This is a genomic window from Actinacidiphila bryophytorum, from assembly GCF_016916835.1.
GTDB lineage: Bacteria > Actinomycetota > Actinomycetes > Streptomycetales > Streptomycetaceae > Actinacidiphila > Actinacidiphila bryophytorum.
Map to the genome: position 1 here is coordinate 1 of NZ_JAFFIX010000025.1, position 14,927 is coordinate 14,927.

18 protein-coding genes and 1 pseudogene are annotated in these 14,927 nt (G+C 71.4%); 10 read left to right on the forward strand and 9 right to left on the reverse strand.

The window, feature by feature from the left end:
• From JT723_RS35495 to JT723_RS28150, 3 genes and pseudogenes are all read right to left on the reverse strand, one after another.
• Positions 1-171 (reverse strand): annotated as a pseudogene (locus JT723_RS35495) (ribulokinase); the annotation flags it as partial.
• Between the two features lie 91 nt (positions 172-262).
• Positions 263-1,333, reverse strand: a complete 1,071-nt coding sequence (locus tag JT723_RS28145; protein ID WP_205047635.1) for a LacI family DNA-binding transcriptional regulator — start codon at positions 1,331-1,333, stop codon at positions 263-265.
• Positions 1,334-1,935: 602 nt separating this feature from the next.
• The gene (locus JT723_RS28150; RefSeq protein WP_205047636.1) at positions 1,936-3,864 is read right to left on the reverse strand and encodes a glycoside hydrolase family 30 beta sandwich domain-containing protein; all 1,929 of its coding nucleotides are present in this window, start codon (positions 3,862-3,864) and stop codon (positions 1,936-1,938) included.
• 420 nt (positions 3,865-4,284) lie between these two features.
• Between JT723_RS28150 and JT723_RS28155 the strand changes: the two genes are divergently transcribed.
• From JT723_RS28155 to JT723_RS28175, 5 genes are read left to right on the forward strand one after another with little or no spacing between them, the layout of a single operon-like run.
• Complete coding sequence (locus tag JT723_RS28155) at positions 4,285-5,049, forward strand: ABC transporter ATP-binding protein (protein ID WP_205047637.1); 765 nt, start codon at positions 4,285-4,287, stop codon at positions 5,047-5,049.
• A gap of 10 nt (positions 5,050-5,059) precedes the next feature.
• Complete coding sequence (locus JT723_RS28160) at positions 5,060-5,734, forward strand: ABC transporter ATP-binding protein (protein WP_205047638.1); 675 nt, start codon at positions 5,060-5,062, stop codon at positions 5,732-5,734.
• A 53-nt stretch (positions 5,735-5,787) separates the two neighbouring features.
• Positions 5,788-7,035 (forward strand): ABC transporter substrate-binding protein, encoded by a 1,248-nt coding sequence (locus JT723_RS28165; RefSeq protein WP_205047639.1) that lies wholly within the window; start codon positions 5,788-5,790, stop codon positions 7,033-7,035.
• A 5-nt stretch (positions 7,036-7,040) separates the two neighbouring features.
• On the forward strand, positions 7,041-7,907 hold the full coding sequence (locus JT723_RS28170; protein WP_205047640.1) for a branched-chain amino acid ABC transporter permease: 867 nt from the start codon (positions 7,041-7,043) through the stop codon (positions 7,905-7,907).
• A complete protein-coding gene (locus JT723_RS28175) occupies positions 7,904-8,956 on the forward strand; it encodes a branched-chain amino acid ABC transporter permease (RefSeq protein ID WP_205047641.1) in 1,053 nt (350 codons plus the stop codon). The genes JT723_RS28170 and JT723_RS28175 overlap by 4 nt, the downstream gene beginning before the upstream one ends.
• Here JT723_RS28175 and JT723_RS28180 read toward each other — a convergent pair.
• Both JT723_RS28180 and JT723_RS28185 read right to left on the reverse strand, forming a co-directional pair.
• A complete protein-coding gene (locus JT723_RS28180) occupies positions 8,908-9,516 on the reverse strand; it encodes a DUF6879 family protein (protein WP_205047642.1) in 609 nt (202 codons plus the stop codon). The two genes, JT723_RS28175 and JT723_RS28180, sit on opposite strands and share 49 nt — an antisense overlap.
• Positions 9,509-9,976 (reverse strand): ATP-binding protein, encoded by a 468-nt coding sequence (locus JT723_RS28185; RefSeq protein WP_205047643.1) that lies wholly within the window; start codon positions 9,974-9,976, stop codon positions 9,509-9,511. Before JT723_RS28185 ends, JT723_RS28180 begins: the two co-directional genes overlap by 8 nt.
• Before the next feature lie 157 nt (positions 9,977-10,133).
• Between JT723_RS28185 and JT723_RS28190 the strand changes: the two genes are divergently transcribed.
• From JT723_RS28190 to JT723_RS28200, 3 genes are read left to right on the forward strand one after another with little or no spacing between them, the layout of a single operon-like run.
• Positions 10,134-10,985, forward strand: a complete 852-nt coding sequence (locus JT723_RS28190) for a helix-turn-helix domain-containing protein (RefSeq protein ID WP_205047644.1) — start codon at positions 10,134-10,136, stop codon at positions 10,983-10,985.
• Complete coding sequence (locus JT723_RS28195) at positions 10,982-11,227, forward strand: DUF397 domain-containing protein (RefSeq protein WP_205047645.1); 246 nt, start codon at positions 10,982-10,984, stop codon at positions 11,225-11,227. Before JT723_RS28190 ends, JT723_RS28195 begins: the two co-directional genes overlap by 4 nt.
• A gap of 58 nt (positions 11,228-11,285) precedes the next feature.
• Entirely contained in the window at positions 11,286-11,693 is a 408-nt protein-coding gene (locus JT723_RS28200; protein ID WP_205047646.1) for a hypothetical protein, read from the forward strand.
• Here JT723_RS28200 and JT723_RS28205 read toward each other — a convergent pair.
• Complete coding sequence (locus tag JT723_RS28205; protein WP_205047647.1) at positions 11,682-12,509, reverse strand: endonuclease/exonuclease/phosphatase family protein; 828 nt, start codon at positions 12,507-12,509, stop codon at positions 11,682-11,684. The two genes, JT723_RS28200 and JT723_RS28205, sit on opposite strands and share 12 nt — an antisense overlap.
• A complete protein-coding gene (locus JT723_RS28210) occupies positions 12,509-13,747 on the reverse strand; it encodes a M48 family metallopeptidase (protein WP_251512429.1) in 1,239 nt (412 codons plus the stop codon). The genes JT723_RS28205 and JT723_RS28210 overlap by 1 nt, the downstream gene beginning before the upstream one ends.
• Positions 13,748-14,119: 372 nt before the next feature.
• Here JT723_RS28210 and JT723_RS28215 point away from each other — a divergent pair, with 372 nt between their 5' ends.
• Entirely contained in the window at positions 14,120-14,317 is a 198-nt protein-coding gene (locus JT723_RS28215; RefSeq protein ID WP_205047649.1) for a hypothetical protein, read from the forward strand.
• A 22-nt stretch (positions 14,318-14,339) separates the two neighbouring features.
• On the opposite strand, the gene JT723_RS36520 is transcribed toward JT723_RS28215, so the two are convergent.
• Positions 14,340-14,450: an RICIN domain-containing protein gene (locus JT723_RS36520; RefSeq protein ID WP_372441392.1), complete on the reverse strand. Its 111-nt coding sequence runs from the start codon at positions 14,448-14,450 to the stop codon at positions 14,340-14,342.
• Positions 14,447-14,581 (reverse strand): hypothetical protein, encoded by a 135-nt coding sequence (locus JT723_RS35950; RefSeq protein ID WP_265749824.1) that lies wholly within the window; start codon positions 14,579-14,581, stop codon positions 14,447-14,449. Before JT723_RS35950 ends, JT723_RS36520 begins: the two co-directional genes overlap by 4 nt.
• A 101-nt stretch (positions 14,582-14,682) precedes the next feature.
• Between JT723_RS35950 and JT723_RS28220 the strand changes: the two genes are divergently transcribed.
• Positions 14,683-14,874 carry a hypothetical protein gene (locus tag JT723_RS28220; RefSeq protein ID WP_205047650.1) on the forward strand — a complete coding sequence of 64 codons (192 nt, stop codon included), beginning with the start codon at positions 14,683-14,685 and terminating at the stop codon, positions 14,872-14,874.
• The last annotated feature ends 53 nt before the right edge of the window (positions 14,875-14,927 follow it).

Sequence of the window (14,927 nt, forward strand, 5' to 3'; positions counted from 1 at the left end):
GGGGGGCAGGCGCGACCCGCTCCCGGGCAGTGCGGACTCGACGACGCCGTGCGTGTACTCGTGCACGGCCGTGCCCAGTTCCCGTCCGTCCTCGACGGCGACGACCAACGCACGCCCCGACAGGGTCCCGAAGTCGACGCCGACGGTGACGGCGGGTGGATCGGTTGTCATGATGGTCTCCAGATATGCGGGAGGTCCCGGCGGCGCCCGCGGCGCAACCGGAACCCTCCCTGCGGGCCGCCGCGCGGACGGCCCTGCGGCCTCAGGACGACGTGCTGCTGCGCCGGACGATCAACCGGGGTTCGATCACCACGCGCTCACCGTCGCTGCCGGTCTGGCCGGACTCCAGCCGGGACACCAGCAGGCGGATGCTGGCCTGCCCGACCGCGGCGAAGTCCTGCCGGACGGTCGTCAGCGGCGGCGCGAAGAACTCGGCCTCGGGGATGTCGTCGAACCCGGCGATCGCGACCTGCCCCGGCACCGACAAGCCCGCCTCACGGAAGGCCCGCATCAGACCCAGCGCCATCTGGTCGTTCGCCACGAAGACCGCGGTGACCTGCTCCGACGACCTGCGGGCCGCGCCCGCCGCCACCCGGCCCGCCAGCTCCTGCCCCGCCCGGTACCCCGAGAGCGGCGTCCAGTCACCCACCAGCGGCGGCGGCACCTCGACGCCGGCCTCCTCCAGGGTGCTGCGCCAGCCGTTCACCCGCGCCTCGGCCTCCAGCCAGTCCGGCGGCCCCGCCACATGCCACACCGTGCGGTGCCCGGCCCCCAGCAGATGCCCTGTCGCCAGGCGGGCGCCCAGCTCCTGGTCCACCGACACACCCGCTATCGGCAGCGAGTGCCCGCCCTCCACGGTCACCACCGGGAAGGGCAGCCGCAGCTCGGCTAGCGCGGCGACCGCCTCGCGGTGCGGCACGATCACCACGATGCCCTCGACACCCCAGTCGCTGAGGTGGTCGATGGCCTCCTCCAGCGCCTTCGCCGTATACCGGCGCAACGTCACCGCCGAGACCATGTAGCCCTCGTCGCGCGCCGCCTCCTCCAGCCCGAACAGCGTGCTGGCGGGGCCGAACAGCGTCGGGTTGCACGCCACCACCCCGAGGGTGAGGGTCCGCCGGGTGACCAGGGCTCTCGCCGAGGAGTTGCGCCGGTAGCCGAGCTGCTCGATGGCCCGCTGCACCTCGGCGCGGGTCGTGTCCCGCACATTGGGGTGGTGGCTGAGGACGCGCGAGACGGTCTGGTGCGAGACGCCTGCCAGCTGGGCGACGTCCGCCATCGTCGGTGCCCGGCCCCGGCGGGGGTGCCCGTCGCTCTGCGCGGTATGCGACATGGTTCTCCGATCCGTGATGCCGCCCATTGTTAGCGCTCACAGCCCCCACCGTCAAGGCCACCGCACCCCCACGATATCCCCCACGAGCCGCGCCCCCCGCGCCCCCGCCCAGGGGGGCACCCTTACGCCGGGCGGCGAGCGTTTTCCAGGGGCGCGGGGAACGGCGCGACCAGCCCACCACCCACCGTCACGTGGCAACGCACCGCCACCACCCCAGGGGCGCGAGGAACTGCGCGACCAGCTTCCACCGGCCGTCGTATGCCAACGCACCGCCACCACCCCAGGGGCGCGGGGAACTGCGCGACCAGCCCCCACCGGGGCGCGGGTCGTCACCGGCCCGGAGGGGCTGTTCCTGTCGAAGACGGACCACCGGCCGGTGGTGGGCTGAGCGCGCAGTTCCCCGCGCCCCTTATGGCTTGCCCTCTACGTCAGCCCCCGGGGCAGGGGACCCTCGCGGAAGGCGGGCACCCCACAGGGGCGCGGGGAACGGCGCGACCAGCCCACCACCGGGGCGCGGGTCGACACCGGCCCGGAGGGGCTGCTCGGGCCGGAGAGGGACCACCCGAACGGTGGGGGGTGGCGGTCACACCCCCTACTCCGCGTCAGCGGTAGACGTGGAGGTCCGCCACACTCCACCAACTGCCGGAGGCACCCGTCTGGGTCACCCGGATGTACCGTGCCGAAGCGGACCGCAGGTCGACCGTCGTGAGCTGGCCCGTACCGGTGCCCGAGGCGGCGGCACGCCAGTGCGTACCGTCGTCGCTGAGCGTCACAGCCCAGCCGCGCGCGTAGTCGCCCAGGTTGTCACCGCTGTCCACGGCGATCCGCCGGAAGTGCGTGCGGCGGCCGAGGTCGAGTTGGACGTACTGGCCGGGGGTCTGGGCGGCGCCCGACGTCCACCGGGTGGACCCGTCGCCGTCGGCGGCGAGTTCCGCCGAGGCGGAAGGCGAGGCGGTCACGACGGCACCGTCGAGGGGGAGTTCGCGCAGGGCGCTGGAGAGCCGGGCGTCGCGCGCCCATGTGAAGGTGGCGAGCGCGCCCCCGGGCAGCGTGTAGTCGAAGCTCTCGCCGCCGACGGCGACCGTGAAGGACCGCGGGTCGTCGTTCTCGTTGTGCACGACCAGGGCGGTGGACCCGTCGGGATTGCGGAAGGCGACGTCGGTGAGCTGCCCGTTCCACCCGGTGGTGCCGTAGTTGGTGGAGCCGATGCGCACCGCGCCGGGCTTCACGAACTTCGACAGGTGCCCGATCGTCGAGTATTCGGCGTTGGTGGTGACGGTCCCGTCGGCCGCGACGGTGAGCAGCGCCGTGCAGGTGTCGCAACCGCCGTTGTGCGGCCCGCCGTTCGGGTCGAGGGCGAGGTTCCAGTCGGCGACGGACTTGGCCCAGTTGCGCGTTGTCCCCACGGTGATGGTGCGGGCGTGCCAGGTGAGCGTCCCGCGGAAGATCTGCGCGGGCGTGTCGGTGGCGCCGTGCGAGCCGGAGCACTCGGTGAACCAGATTCCCTTGTCGGGGTGCGCGTCGTGCAGCGCGCTCTGTGCGCTGGGGTCGCCTGAGTAGCAGTGGTAGGCGGTGCCGGCGATCCAGCGGGCGGCGGAGCTGTCGAGTACCTCGTACGGGTAGTCGGTCTGCGGGTCCTCGCCCATCTTCTCGGCGGTGGCGATGTCGCCGGGGTGGGTGGTCCAGTTGTGGTCGTACGCCAGGATCTTCGTCCGCGGGCTGGCCTTGTGCAGCAGCGGCCCGAGCGCCTCGATGACCGCGGTCTCCTGCTGTACGGGCAGGTCGGTGCCGGGGTACGCGTTCGGTGCGCGGTTCTGCGGCTCGTTCTGGACGGTGAGGTAGTCCACGGGGACGCCGGCGGCCGCGTAGGCCTGTACGAACTTCACCAGGTAGCGGGCGTAGGCCTGGTAGACGGCCGGGTCGTCCTTGAGGTGGCCGCCGACGAGCGAGTCGGAGTCCTTCATCCAGGCGGGCGGGCTCCACGGCGTTGCCATGACGGTGAGTTGCGGGTTGAGCTTCCTGGCCTGCCGCAGCAGCGGCAGGATCTGCGCCTGGTCGTGGGCGATGCTGAAGTGCGTGAGGCCGAAGTCGGTCCGACCCGCGGGCATGTCGTCGTAGGTGTAGTGCGCGGCGGCGGCGGTGAAGTCGGAGGAGCCGACGGGCTGGCGCAGGAAGCTGACGCCGATGCCCTGCCGGGGGTCGAAGAGCTTGCGCATGGCGGCGTCGCGGGCGGCGGGCGGCAGGGTGCTGAGCACGGCCGCGGAGGAGTCGGTCATCGCGCCGCCGAAGCCGTCCATCGTCTGGAAGGTCCGGTTCGGGTCGACGGTGATGGTGGTGAGGTCGGAGCCGCCGGGGTGGAAGTCGACGGGTGCCTGCGGTTGCAGTTGGGCGGAGTCGTCGGCCGTGGTCAGCCAGACCTGCGCCTGCGGCTGCGCCGGGCGGTGCGCGGGGGCCGCTGTGGCCGCGGCGGGCAGGCTTGTCAGACACAGCGCGGCGGCGGTGAAGGCCGCGGCGCCCAGGGTGCGTCTCATCGGGGTTCTCCTCGGCGGGGGTGCGATGCGGTGCGGTGTAACGCATGTAACAGGTTCGACACTTGCGGGCCGCGCCCACAGAAAACCGCCCATGTCCGGCCCTGTCAAGGCTCCGACCACACTTCCGCAGCCGTCGGCTCCACCCACGGATGTAACGTCACGATGTAACAAACCCCGCCCCACCGGAGGCCGGCGCCCCGCAGGGGCGCGGGGAACGGCGCGACCGGCCCCCACCGGACGCGCGGGTCGTCACCGCCCCCAAGCGGCTCTTCGGTCCGGAGCCGGACCACCCGCCGGTGGGCGCGCGGCGCCACGTCGCAAGCACCCCCCTGGATAGGGAGTTGGCGCACATAGCGGGGTCCGGGTTGTGTGCCCGGCCACCATCGCCGGGGCCGGCCGGCGTAAATACCGTCACGCGGCATGGAAGACGCCCGCACCATCCTCGCGACGCACAACCTGTGCAGAGATTTCCACGGCTTCCGCGCCGTGAACGCGGTGGACCTGGCGGTCGAGGAGGGCACCGTGCACGCCCTCGTCGGCCCCAACGGGGCAGGGAAGACGACCCTGTTCAACCTGCTCACCGGTTTCCTCCCGCCCACCGCCGGCGGCATCCGCTTCGCCGGGACCGACATCACCCGCCTGCCCCCCGAGCGCATCGCGCGCCTGGGCGTCGCGAGGTCCTTCCAAGTGACCAGCCTCTTCGCGCAGATGGCGGTGCGCGAGCACGTGGAGCTGGCGTTGCAGGCGCGTTCGCGGGAGAAGGAGGGCCGCCGCTTCTGGCGCAGTGAGCGCCTGATGCGCAGGTTCGAGGCCCCGGCGATGGACGTCCTGGCCGAGGTGGGCCTGGCCGGCCTCGCGACGCGGCCTGCGGGCAGCCTGCCGTACGGGCAGAAGCGCGCGCTGGAACTGGCCCTCGCGCTGGCCTTGGAGCCCCGGTTGCTGCTGCTGGACGAGCCGACGGCCGGCATGGGCCTGGAGGACGTCGACCGGACGGTCGCCCTGATCGCGCGCATCCGCAGCGGCCGGACGGTCGTCATGGTCGAGCACAACATGACGGTCGTGGGCACCCTCGCCGACACGGTGACCGTGCTGCAGCGCGGCGAGGTGCTGGTGACCGGCCCGTACCGGCAGGTCAGACAGGACCCGCGGGTCGTGGAGGCGTACTTGGGAGCCGACGTTGCTTGATATCGAGGGCATGAGCGCGCGGTACGGCGAGGCCACCGCCCTGGACGGGGCGTCGCTCACGGTCGGCGCGGGCGAGGTGGTGACGCTGGTCGGCAGGAACGGCGCGGGCAAGACGACGCTGCTGCGCTGCGTGATGGGCCTGCACCGGCCGGCCGCGGGCCGAGTCGCCCTGGAGGGGCGGGACATCACCGCGGCGCCCGCCCACCGCCGGGCGCGGCTGGGCCTCGGCTACGTACCGGACGACCGCGGCATCTACGCCGGTCTGTCGGTCGAGGAGAACCTGACGCTGCCCCCGGTGGCGGCGGGTTCCGCGTGGCCGCTGGCCAGGGTGTACGAGACCTTCCCCGTCCTGGCGGCGCGACGGCGGTTCCCCGGTGGGCGGTTGTCGGGCGGGGAGCAGCAGATGCTGGCGCTGGCGCGCGTACTGCGGGCGGGGGCGCGGGTGTTGCTGTGCGACGAGCCGACCGAGGGCCTGGCCCCGGTCACCGTGCGGCAGATCGGCGACATCCTGCGGGGCGCGAAGGAGCACGGGGTCGCGGTGCTGCTGGTGGAGCAGAACCTGCGGTTCGCCACGACCGTCGCCGACCGGCACTACCTGCTGGCGCAGGGCCGTGTCGTGGAGGCGCTGGACAACCGGGACGTCAAACAGCGCGAGGACGAACTCCTCGCCCACCTCGGGCTGTAGCCCGCAACTTCGCAACCTCGGGCCGCGGCCCGAAACGATCAGGAGGCAGTGCAATGAAGCGCAGGCTGACGATGGGCGTGGCAGCGGCCGCGGTGGGGACGCTGCTTGCCGCGTGCGGCGCGGGCGGACCCGGTTCGGGCGGCGGGAAGATCAGCGGCGGCAAGCTCACCCTCGGTGTGCTCACCGACCTGTCGGGGGTCTACGCCGACCTCGCGGGCAACGGCGCCGTCGCGGCGGTGCAGATGGCCGCCGACGACTACCGCAAGAAGTACGGCGACAAGGCCGTCACGCAGAAGATCGACGTGATCAAGGCGGACCACCAGAACAAGCCGGAGGTCGCCAACACGCAGGCCAGGGAGATGTACGAGCGCAAGGGCGCCGACGCGATCTTCGACGTGCCGACGTCGTCCGCGGCGCTCGCCGTCGAGACGGTCGCCGCCCAGCAGAAGAAGCTGTACTTCAACACCGGTGCCGCGACGACGGAGTTGGCGGGCAAGTCCTGCAACGCGTACACGTACGAGTGGGCGTACGACAGCTACATGCTCGCGCACGGCACGGGCACGCAGGTGACGCAGCAGGGCGGGAAGAACTGGTATCTGATCTACCCGGACTACGCCTTCGGCCAGGACATGCAGGCGAAGTTCACGCCCGCGATCGAGGGCGCGGGAGGGCGCGTCGTCGCGAAGGACCCGACGCCCTTCCCGAGCGACAACTACTCGACCTTCCTGCTCAAGGCGCCCACCCTCAATCCCAAGCCGGACGTCCTCGGCGCGCTCCAGGCGGGGGGCGACCTCGCCAACGTCGTGAAGCAGTACGACCAGTTCAAGGTGAAGGACAAGGGCGTCAAGCTCGCGATCGGGCTGCTCTTCGACAGCGACATCAAGGCGATCGGCGCGGACAAGCTGGCCGGGACGATGTTCACCACGGCCTGGTTCTGGAACCTGGACGACCGCTCCCGTGCGTGGGCCCAGCGCTTCCAGAAGATCACAGGCAAGCTGCCGACCTTCGACCAGGCGGCCGACTACTCGGCGGCGACGGCGTACCTGGAGGCGGTGCAGAAGGCGGGTACGGACAAGGCCGCGTCGGTCTCGAAGGTCCTGGACGGCATGCCGCTGGACGACTTCTTCGCGCGCAACGCGACCGTACGGGCCGCCGACCACCGCGTCGTCCACGACGCCTACCTGGCGAAGGTCAAGGCGCCCTCGGAGGCCACGCAGGACGGCGACTACACCGAGCTGGTGCGCACCATCCCGGCGGCGCAGGCCTTCGACAAGCCGTCCCCCGACTGCCACCTGGGCTGACCGACATGACCTCGTTCCTGCAACAGCTCTTCAACGGCCTGGTCAGCGGCAGTTTCTACGCACTGCTGGCGCTCGGCCTGGCCGTCATCTTCGGCATGCTGCGTGTGGTCAACTTCGCGCACGGCGCCCTGTACATGCTCGGCGCCTTCGGGGCGGTCGTGCTCGGCGACGACGCGGGCCTCGGCTTCTGGTGGGCGCTGCTGCTGGTCCCGGCAGCGCTCGCCGTCGCCGGGATGGCGATGGAACGCCTGCTCGTGCAGCGGCTCACCGCCCTCGACCCGCTCTACAACTTCCTGCTGACCTTCGGCATCGCCCTGGTCTGCCAGGACCTGCTGCGGATGAAGTACGGCTCGCACTCCCGGCCGTACGACCGGGCGCCCTTCGGCGGCACCGTCGACCTCGGGCTGTTCGACTACCCGCGCTACCAGGTGTTCGTGCTGGCCGTGTCGGTCGTGGTGTGCGTGGCGGTGTGGCTGCTGCTGACCCGTACCCGGATCGGCACGGTGGTGCGCGCGTCCACCGAACGGCCCGAGCTGACAAGGGCGTTCGGCATCGACACCCGGCGCTGGGTGACGCCCGTCTTCGGATTCGGCGTGGCCCTGGCGGGACTTGCCGGGGTGCTGGCCGCGCCCATGCGGGCGGTCAACTCAGACATGGGAGCCGACCTGATCATCACCGTCTTCGCGGTCGTCGTCATCGGCGGCCTCGGCTCGGTCTTCGGCTCCGTCGTCGCCGGGTTCGCGATCGGCATGATCCAGGCGCTGGGCAACCTCTACGTCCCCGTCCTGTCCCAGACCTCGGTCTACCTGCTGATGGCCGTCGTCCTGCTGGTGCGGCCCGCGGGCCTGTTCGGCAAGGAGGAACACGCATGATCCTCGCCCTGGTGCACCGCCTCGCCGGCCGCCCGGCCTGGATACGGTGGGGCCTGCTCGCCGCCGGCCTCTTCCTGGCCGCCGTCCTGCCCTGGGTGCTGTATCCGCCGGTGGCCACCGACATCCTGTGCTGGGGCCTGTTCGCGGTGGCCTTCGACCTGCTGCTCGGCCACGCGGGCCTGCTGTCCTTCGGCCACGCCGCTTTCTGGGGCGGCTCCGCGTACGTCACCGGACTCATCGCGCTGCACAGCGGACTGCCCTTCTACGCGGCCGTGTTGGGCGGCGCGGTCGCCGCGGCCCTGCTCGCGCTCCCCATCGGCTACCTCGCAGTACGCCGCAGCGGCATCTACTTCGCCATGATCACCCTGGCGTTCGCGCAGATGGTCTACTTCGTCGCCAACCAGTGGAGCGCGGTCACCGGCGGCGAGAACGGCCTCCAGGGCATCCCGCGCACCCTCCCCGGCGCCGACCTCTCCGACGCCTTCACCTTCTACTACGCCGCCCTGCCCGTCGTCCTCCTCGGCCTGGCGGCCGCCCACCGCATCGTCCGCTCCCCCTTCGGCCGCGTCACCGCCGCGATCCGCGACAACCCCGACCGTGTCCGCGCCCTCGGCTACTCGGCCGACCGCTACAAACTCACCGTCTTCACCGCCTCCGCCTTCCTCTCCGGCCTCGCCGGCGGCCTCTTCGCCGTCAACCACGGCTTCGCCTCCCTCCAGGAGGTCGACTGGACGACCTCCGGCAAGGTCGTCGTGATGACCGTCCTCGGCGGCATCGGCACCCTGTGGGGCTCCCTGGTGGGGGCCGCGGCGATCGTCCGCCTGGAGGACTGGCTGTCGACGGCGGGCTTCGAACAGACCGACCTGGTGACAGGCGGCGTCTTCATCGTCGTCGTCCTCCTCTTCCGCCAGGGCCTGTGGGGCACCGCCACCCACCTCCTCCGGCTCCGCGCCCCGAGTGCTCCGCCGGAGGAGCCCGAGGCCGACGCGGAGTCTCCGGCTCACGCCGGCGGTGGGGGCGGGAGGGGTTTCACGGCGCGGGCGAAGTAGGTCTGGACGTCCTCCGCGGACGCGTACGCCTGGCGGAGGTACGCCGTCCAGGGGGCGACGGTGGCGGGGTCGGTGTAGCGGATCGCGCCCAGGGTCGCGCCGGGGGTGTCGTAGAGCACGCGATAGAGGGTGCGGTCGTCCAGCAGCGTCAACTCCGGGAGGAGGCCGCCCGCTTCTGACTGCTCGACCGAGGTGGCCGACAGGACCCGTACGCGGTGGCCGCATTCGGCCCGGAGCGCGAGCCAGTGCAGCTCCCACTGCATGTACGGCGTCAGCGGCTCCTCCACCACCCGCAGCCGGTGGAACGCCGAGCCGCGCCGGTCCTCCTCGACGGCAGCCGCCCGGACCGCCGGCCGCTCGGCCTCGAACAGCCGCAGCGCCTCGGCCCAGTTCCCTCGGCGTAACGCGTCCCGGCTCGGGCTGCCCGCCTCCTCGAAATGCTGGCGGCGTTCCAGCTTCCAGGAGTTCCCGTTACGGATCGCGCCACGGCGTTCGCGGAAGTCCCGCCGGTAGGCGTTCGGGGCGAGCCAACGCCCCCTTCCCGCCCCGAAGTCACGCACCGCGCGCGGGAAGGTCGAGTTCGGCGCGGACGGTTTTGCCTACCGGGTGGCGGTCGATCACCGCCCAGCGGTCGGCGACCGCTTCGACCATCAGGAGGCCGCGGCCGGACTCGGCCAGGGGGCGTGGGGGGAGGAGGTCGCCGGGGCCGGGTGGGCGGCGTTCGGTGCGGGTGTCGGAGACCTCGATACGGAGCGTGGCCCGGCTGAGCACGATGCGCAGCTCGAAGTCCCGCCCGGTGACGCAGCCGTGGGTCACGGCGTTCGCCGCCAGCTCGGCGACGATCGTCTCGGCCGCCTCGAACGCGGCGGTACCGCACCGGATCCCCCAGACGTTCAGCTCGTGCAGCGCCAGGTGCCGCGCGAGCCGCGCACCCCGGCGGGTGGAGCTGAACTGCTGACTGAACTGCTCGATGAACTCACCCTCGGAGACGGTGAGTTGACGGGTGGTGGGAGTTCTCATGATGCCCAATGTGACCTGCGGGAACACCGCTGTGCCAGCACCGCGCCTTGTACGCTGCGCGAGCGTACACGCACCAAGGGTGGACAGTACACGTCACCGAGGGTGACCCTGTACTACGGCGGTAGTAACACCAGGGCGAGTGCGCGGGAGGTGGCCGATGACGGCCAACGGCACGGGCGGCGGCGGCACGGTTTCGGGCGGCGAGCCCGAACCCTCCGACAGCTTGCGGACGTTCGGCGCGTTCGTCCAGGCCTTACGCGAGCACGCCGGCATGAGCCGGGAGGAGTTCGGCACGCTCATGGGCCTGTCCAAACACACGGTGACCTCGATCGAGGTCGGGCGCCGCATGCCGGACCCGGACTTCGTCGAGCGCGCCGAGCCGTTGCTTGGCAACACGGGTGCGTTGCGCAATGCGGTACGGCACCTCAGCCGCAGGCCGGGCCTGGCCAGTTGGTTCCGCCAGTGGGCACGCAAGGAGGAGACGGCGATCAGCCTGTGCACGTACGAGTGCCGCGTAATCCCGGGCCTGCTCCAGACGGAGGCATACGCGCGAGCGTTGTTCGAAGAGCGCCTGCCGCCGCTGAGCGACGAGGAGATCCAGGCCCAATGGACGGCGAGGGCCGAGCGCCAACGCCTACTGCGGGGTCGCCCGAACACGGCATTCAGCTTCGTACTGGACGAGCACCTCTTCCTGCGCCGGACGGGTGGATCAGAGGCCGCACGAAATCTGCTCGACCACGTCCTTGAGGTCAGCAGGCGGAGGAACATCGAGATCCAGGTGCTGCCAACAACGACCGGGGTCCACCCAGGCTTGGACGGACCGATCCGGCTCCTGGAGACAGCCGAAAACCACTGGTTCGGATACAGCGAGGGCCAGGAGACAGGCCAGCTCATCTCCGAGGCCAAGGTCGTCAGCGTGCTCCAACAGCGGTATGCAAAACTGCGCTCGCAGGCCCTCACCCCAGAGGAGTCCGGGAGCCTGCTGTTGCGACTGCGAGGAGAGCTATGAGCACCAACGAACTGAACTGGTTCAAGAGCAGCTACAGCGGCAGCTCCGGTGACGACTGCATCGAGGTCGCCCTCGCCTGGCACAAGTCCAGTTACAGCAGCGGCAGTTCAGGCGACTGCGTCGAGGTCGCGACCTGCCCCGAGGTCGTCCACGTACGGGACTCCAAGGACAAGGAAGGCCCCCAACTCGCCTTCACCCCCACGGAGTGGTCGGCCTTCGTCGCGTACGCACGCGCGCTCTGACAGCACCGCAGGGGCGGGGGGCGTGCCCCCGCCCCTACCCGCCAGGAAAGGCGCGACGATGGAACAGCCGGGGATACGCCTGGGCAGCGACAACGCATGGGTGGAGCTGGCCCGCTCCGAAGAGAACAACTGGCGGGTCACCGCCGACTGGTGCACGTGCCTGACGGCAGACTTCGACGTGTACCTCACCCACGACGAAGTCGTGGACTTTGCCACGCGGATGCTCGCCCACCTGCGGGAGCCGTCAGGCGGCGGCTTTTCCGAGGCGGTGACCTCCAGCCGCGTCAATCCGCTGAGCCTGACGATGGAGCCCGTCGGGAACGGGTTCGCCTCCTTCGCGTGGCTCACCCCGAACGGTGACGACAACGTCTGCCACATGCAGATGGAGATGAACCCGGTCGACGTCTCCGAACTCGTGGAGCTGTTCGAGACCTTCCACGCGGCGCTGGCGGCGTCACAGGTCTGAGGACGTCCGCAGGTCGGCGAGGACGGCGGTGTGGTCGGAGGGCCACACGCCGTCCACGGGTTCGTCGCCCGCGCGGCGGACCGCACTGACCGAGCCGAGGCCGCGCGGGCCTGGCAGGCCGGTGTGGATGTAGTCGACGCGGACGCTGGGTTCGAACCCGGCGGCGACGTACGGGTTGGCCGCGTCCCAGGTGACCGACGGCTGCGCGGGGTCCGCGTACTCCCATGCGTCGAGGAGGACTTGGCCGGGGACGGCGGGTGCGGTCTTGTAGCCGCCGAAGAGCCGTACTTCGTCGGAGTCGGGGAAGGCGTTGAAGTCCCCCGTGACAACGGGCGGGAAGTCGCTCCCCCGGCCGCGTGCGGCCACGAACTCGGCCAGGGCCGTGACCTGTTGGCAGCGTAGGGCGGAGGCGTCGACCGCCGAGGTGAGGTGGGTGGTGAAGAACGGCACCTGGTGCGCAGGGGCGTCGATGCGGGCGTAGAGGGCCAGGCGGCCGTCGTCGTCGCCCTCGCGGAAGGGCAGTTCGGCCCGCTCGTGCTCCACGATGGGCCACCGGCTCAGGACGGCGTTGCCGATGTCCACCGACAGGTCCCCGATCCGTCGCTGCCAGCCCTCCGGCGCGCGCGACGCCGCCCACGTCCAGTGCATGCCGAGGCTCGACGCGAGCCGTTCTGCCAGGTTCTCCCCGCCGCACGCCCACACTTCCTGGAGCCCGACCACGTCCGGCCGCAGGTCCCTCAGTACGGCGAGTATCGCCCTCTCCCGCTGCTCCCACGGCCCGAACCGCCACCACACGTTCCAGGTCAGCACCCGCATCACAGCGGCATGTCGCGCAGCGTCCGGTGCGCCACCTGGCGGCCGGGGGCGTCGATCTCGGCGTCGATCGCCGCCGTGTCCGCCGGGTCGAGCGTGACCGAGGCGGGGAGCGCGCCGGCGGTTTCGAGCAGCAGCGTGCGGCGCAGATGCGTCGGCGGGTGGGTGGAGTCGGTGCTGTGGCCGCGGAGTTCCGCGACCCGGCGCAGTCGTTCCCGCTCGTGTGCGGGGATGTCCCGTGCGTGGTCGGCGAGTTGCGCCCACAGACCCGCCTCGACGGCCTTCGGGTCGGTGCCGCGGTTCCTGGTGCGGGCCAGTACCGCCTGGCGGTGCACCTCCCGGGCCACGGTCTGGGCCAGCAGCAGCTCGTCGAGGAACTCCGCCGCGGCGGCGCCCGATCCGATCCGGGCGCCGTTCAGGTCGGCCTGGTATTCGGCGCGTTGGGAGGCCCGCAGGGTGAAGTGGTCGAGCAGGTAGAGCAGTCCGAGTACGAACAGCCACGGCGGGATCATGATCAGGTCGGTGATGACCTGGACGACGGTGCGGTGGCGCTGTCCGCTCGGGCGCAGTACGTGGTGCCAGGTGCCGAGGGTGCGCAGGGCGGTGCCGACGACCAGACCGCGGCGCTGGTCGCCGTTGGCGTAGTGCCCGAACTCGTGCCCGAGAACGGCGATGCGCTGCTGGGGGCTGAGCATGTGCCACAGCGGCAGGCCGAGCACCAGCAGCCGGCGCCGCCGCAGGCCGTACTCGGTCACGGACGCGTTCACGGCGGCGTCCAGCGCCACGACGTCCACCGGCCGGGTGCCGGTCGCCGCGGCGACCCGGTCCAGCAGCGCGTACAGGGCGGGCGCCGCGGCGCGGTCGAGGGTCACGGCGTCCTTCGGCAGCCGCCCGAACCGCGGTCGCAGCGTCACGACCACGAGCAGCAGGACGGCGCCCAGCAGCACTTGGAGGGCGAGAACGCTGCCCGTCGCGATCAGCAGGACCCCGGTGACAGCGACGGCGACGGTGCTCAAGTGCACCGCCCACGCCAGGACATGCGCGGCGACCCCCGAGGCGTCCAACCGCGGTGCGCCCGCCCCGTCGCGGGCCAGTTCGCCGTACAACTGCTCGCCGTAGCGCGCGGCCATCCGGCGCCGATGCCCCTGGAGCCGGCCGCGCGGCGGGTCGGGTGGCAGCGGATCGGCGTTCCAGCCGCAGCCCGCACACCACACCACGAACCGCGGATCAGCGACCGTCACCCGCCCACACTCGGGACACGTACTCTCCCGCAGCCCCCGCCCGCCCGTTGCTCCCGCCGACACCCCGGCACCGCTATGACCCATGTCCCCCCCCAGGACGTTTCCCCCCGCCGACGTGACGGGCCGCCGCAGCCTACCGCCCGCGGAATATCCTCGTGGCGATCATTCGTACAGTTGCGCACACCCGAGGCGTGGAAAGGCGGTCGACCGTGGTCAACACCGTGCCGGTACAACGTGACGTGCTGCATGAGGCCGTGCCCGCGGTGGCGGCCTTCGCGCGGCCCGCGGTGCGGCTCCATGCGCGGATCGGCGGATTACGCGAGCTACCCAGGCCGGTATTCCCGCTGTCCATGCGGTGCGCAGACCCGGCTGGTGGCCGACCTGATGTCGGCCGAGGGGCTTGACAGTTGGTGGCATCCGCGCGCGGCTCCGGACTTCCCGTGGAAGGGCGCGCCGTACGACTGGAGCTTTCACGAGCCGACCCAGCTCCGGCTCGGCCGCGACGGCTTCCAGGCGCTGTTCGGCTGCACAGCCGATCCCGGTCACCCACTCATCACGTACATCGAGTAGCGGCCGGGAACCACCCGGCGGCTCAGCCGTGCCACACCTGCGTGGCACCGGCGTAGCAGTCGTACTGCACCAGCGTGGTCCCGTTCTCGTGACTCCACACGTCATCAAGGCACTTCCCGCTGTCGCCGTTCACGAAGTACCCATAGCTGAGCGCCCCGCTTCCGCCGCGACGTGCCCCGGCTCGGCGGCCTCCGCCACGGAGGGCAGCGCCGTCCCGGCGGCAAGTGCACCCGCGGCCAACACGGTGACGATGACCTTTCGCATGACGTCCGTCCCCCTCTCACCGCAGCCATCCTGACCACGGTGAGCCGAAGCGTAATCACCCGATCACACCCCGTACCAGACGACTTACAGCCGCCCCACCTATGGCCGGAACAGCCGCTGTACGGTCAGCCATCACCCTGGCCATCCTCGCCCGGTCCGGCAACCTGCTCGCCCCAGGCGTCGTCGCCGGACTGCTCCTGCTCGTCTTCACCGCAGCCCTCACCTGGACCTACGCCGACGGCGACCACGGCCGCCACGCTCTCCAGCACGCCTGCGGAATCATCTTCGCCTGAGGCAACGGCATCTGACGCACCCACGCCGAGCCAGGATGGCCTGCAACCAACGG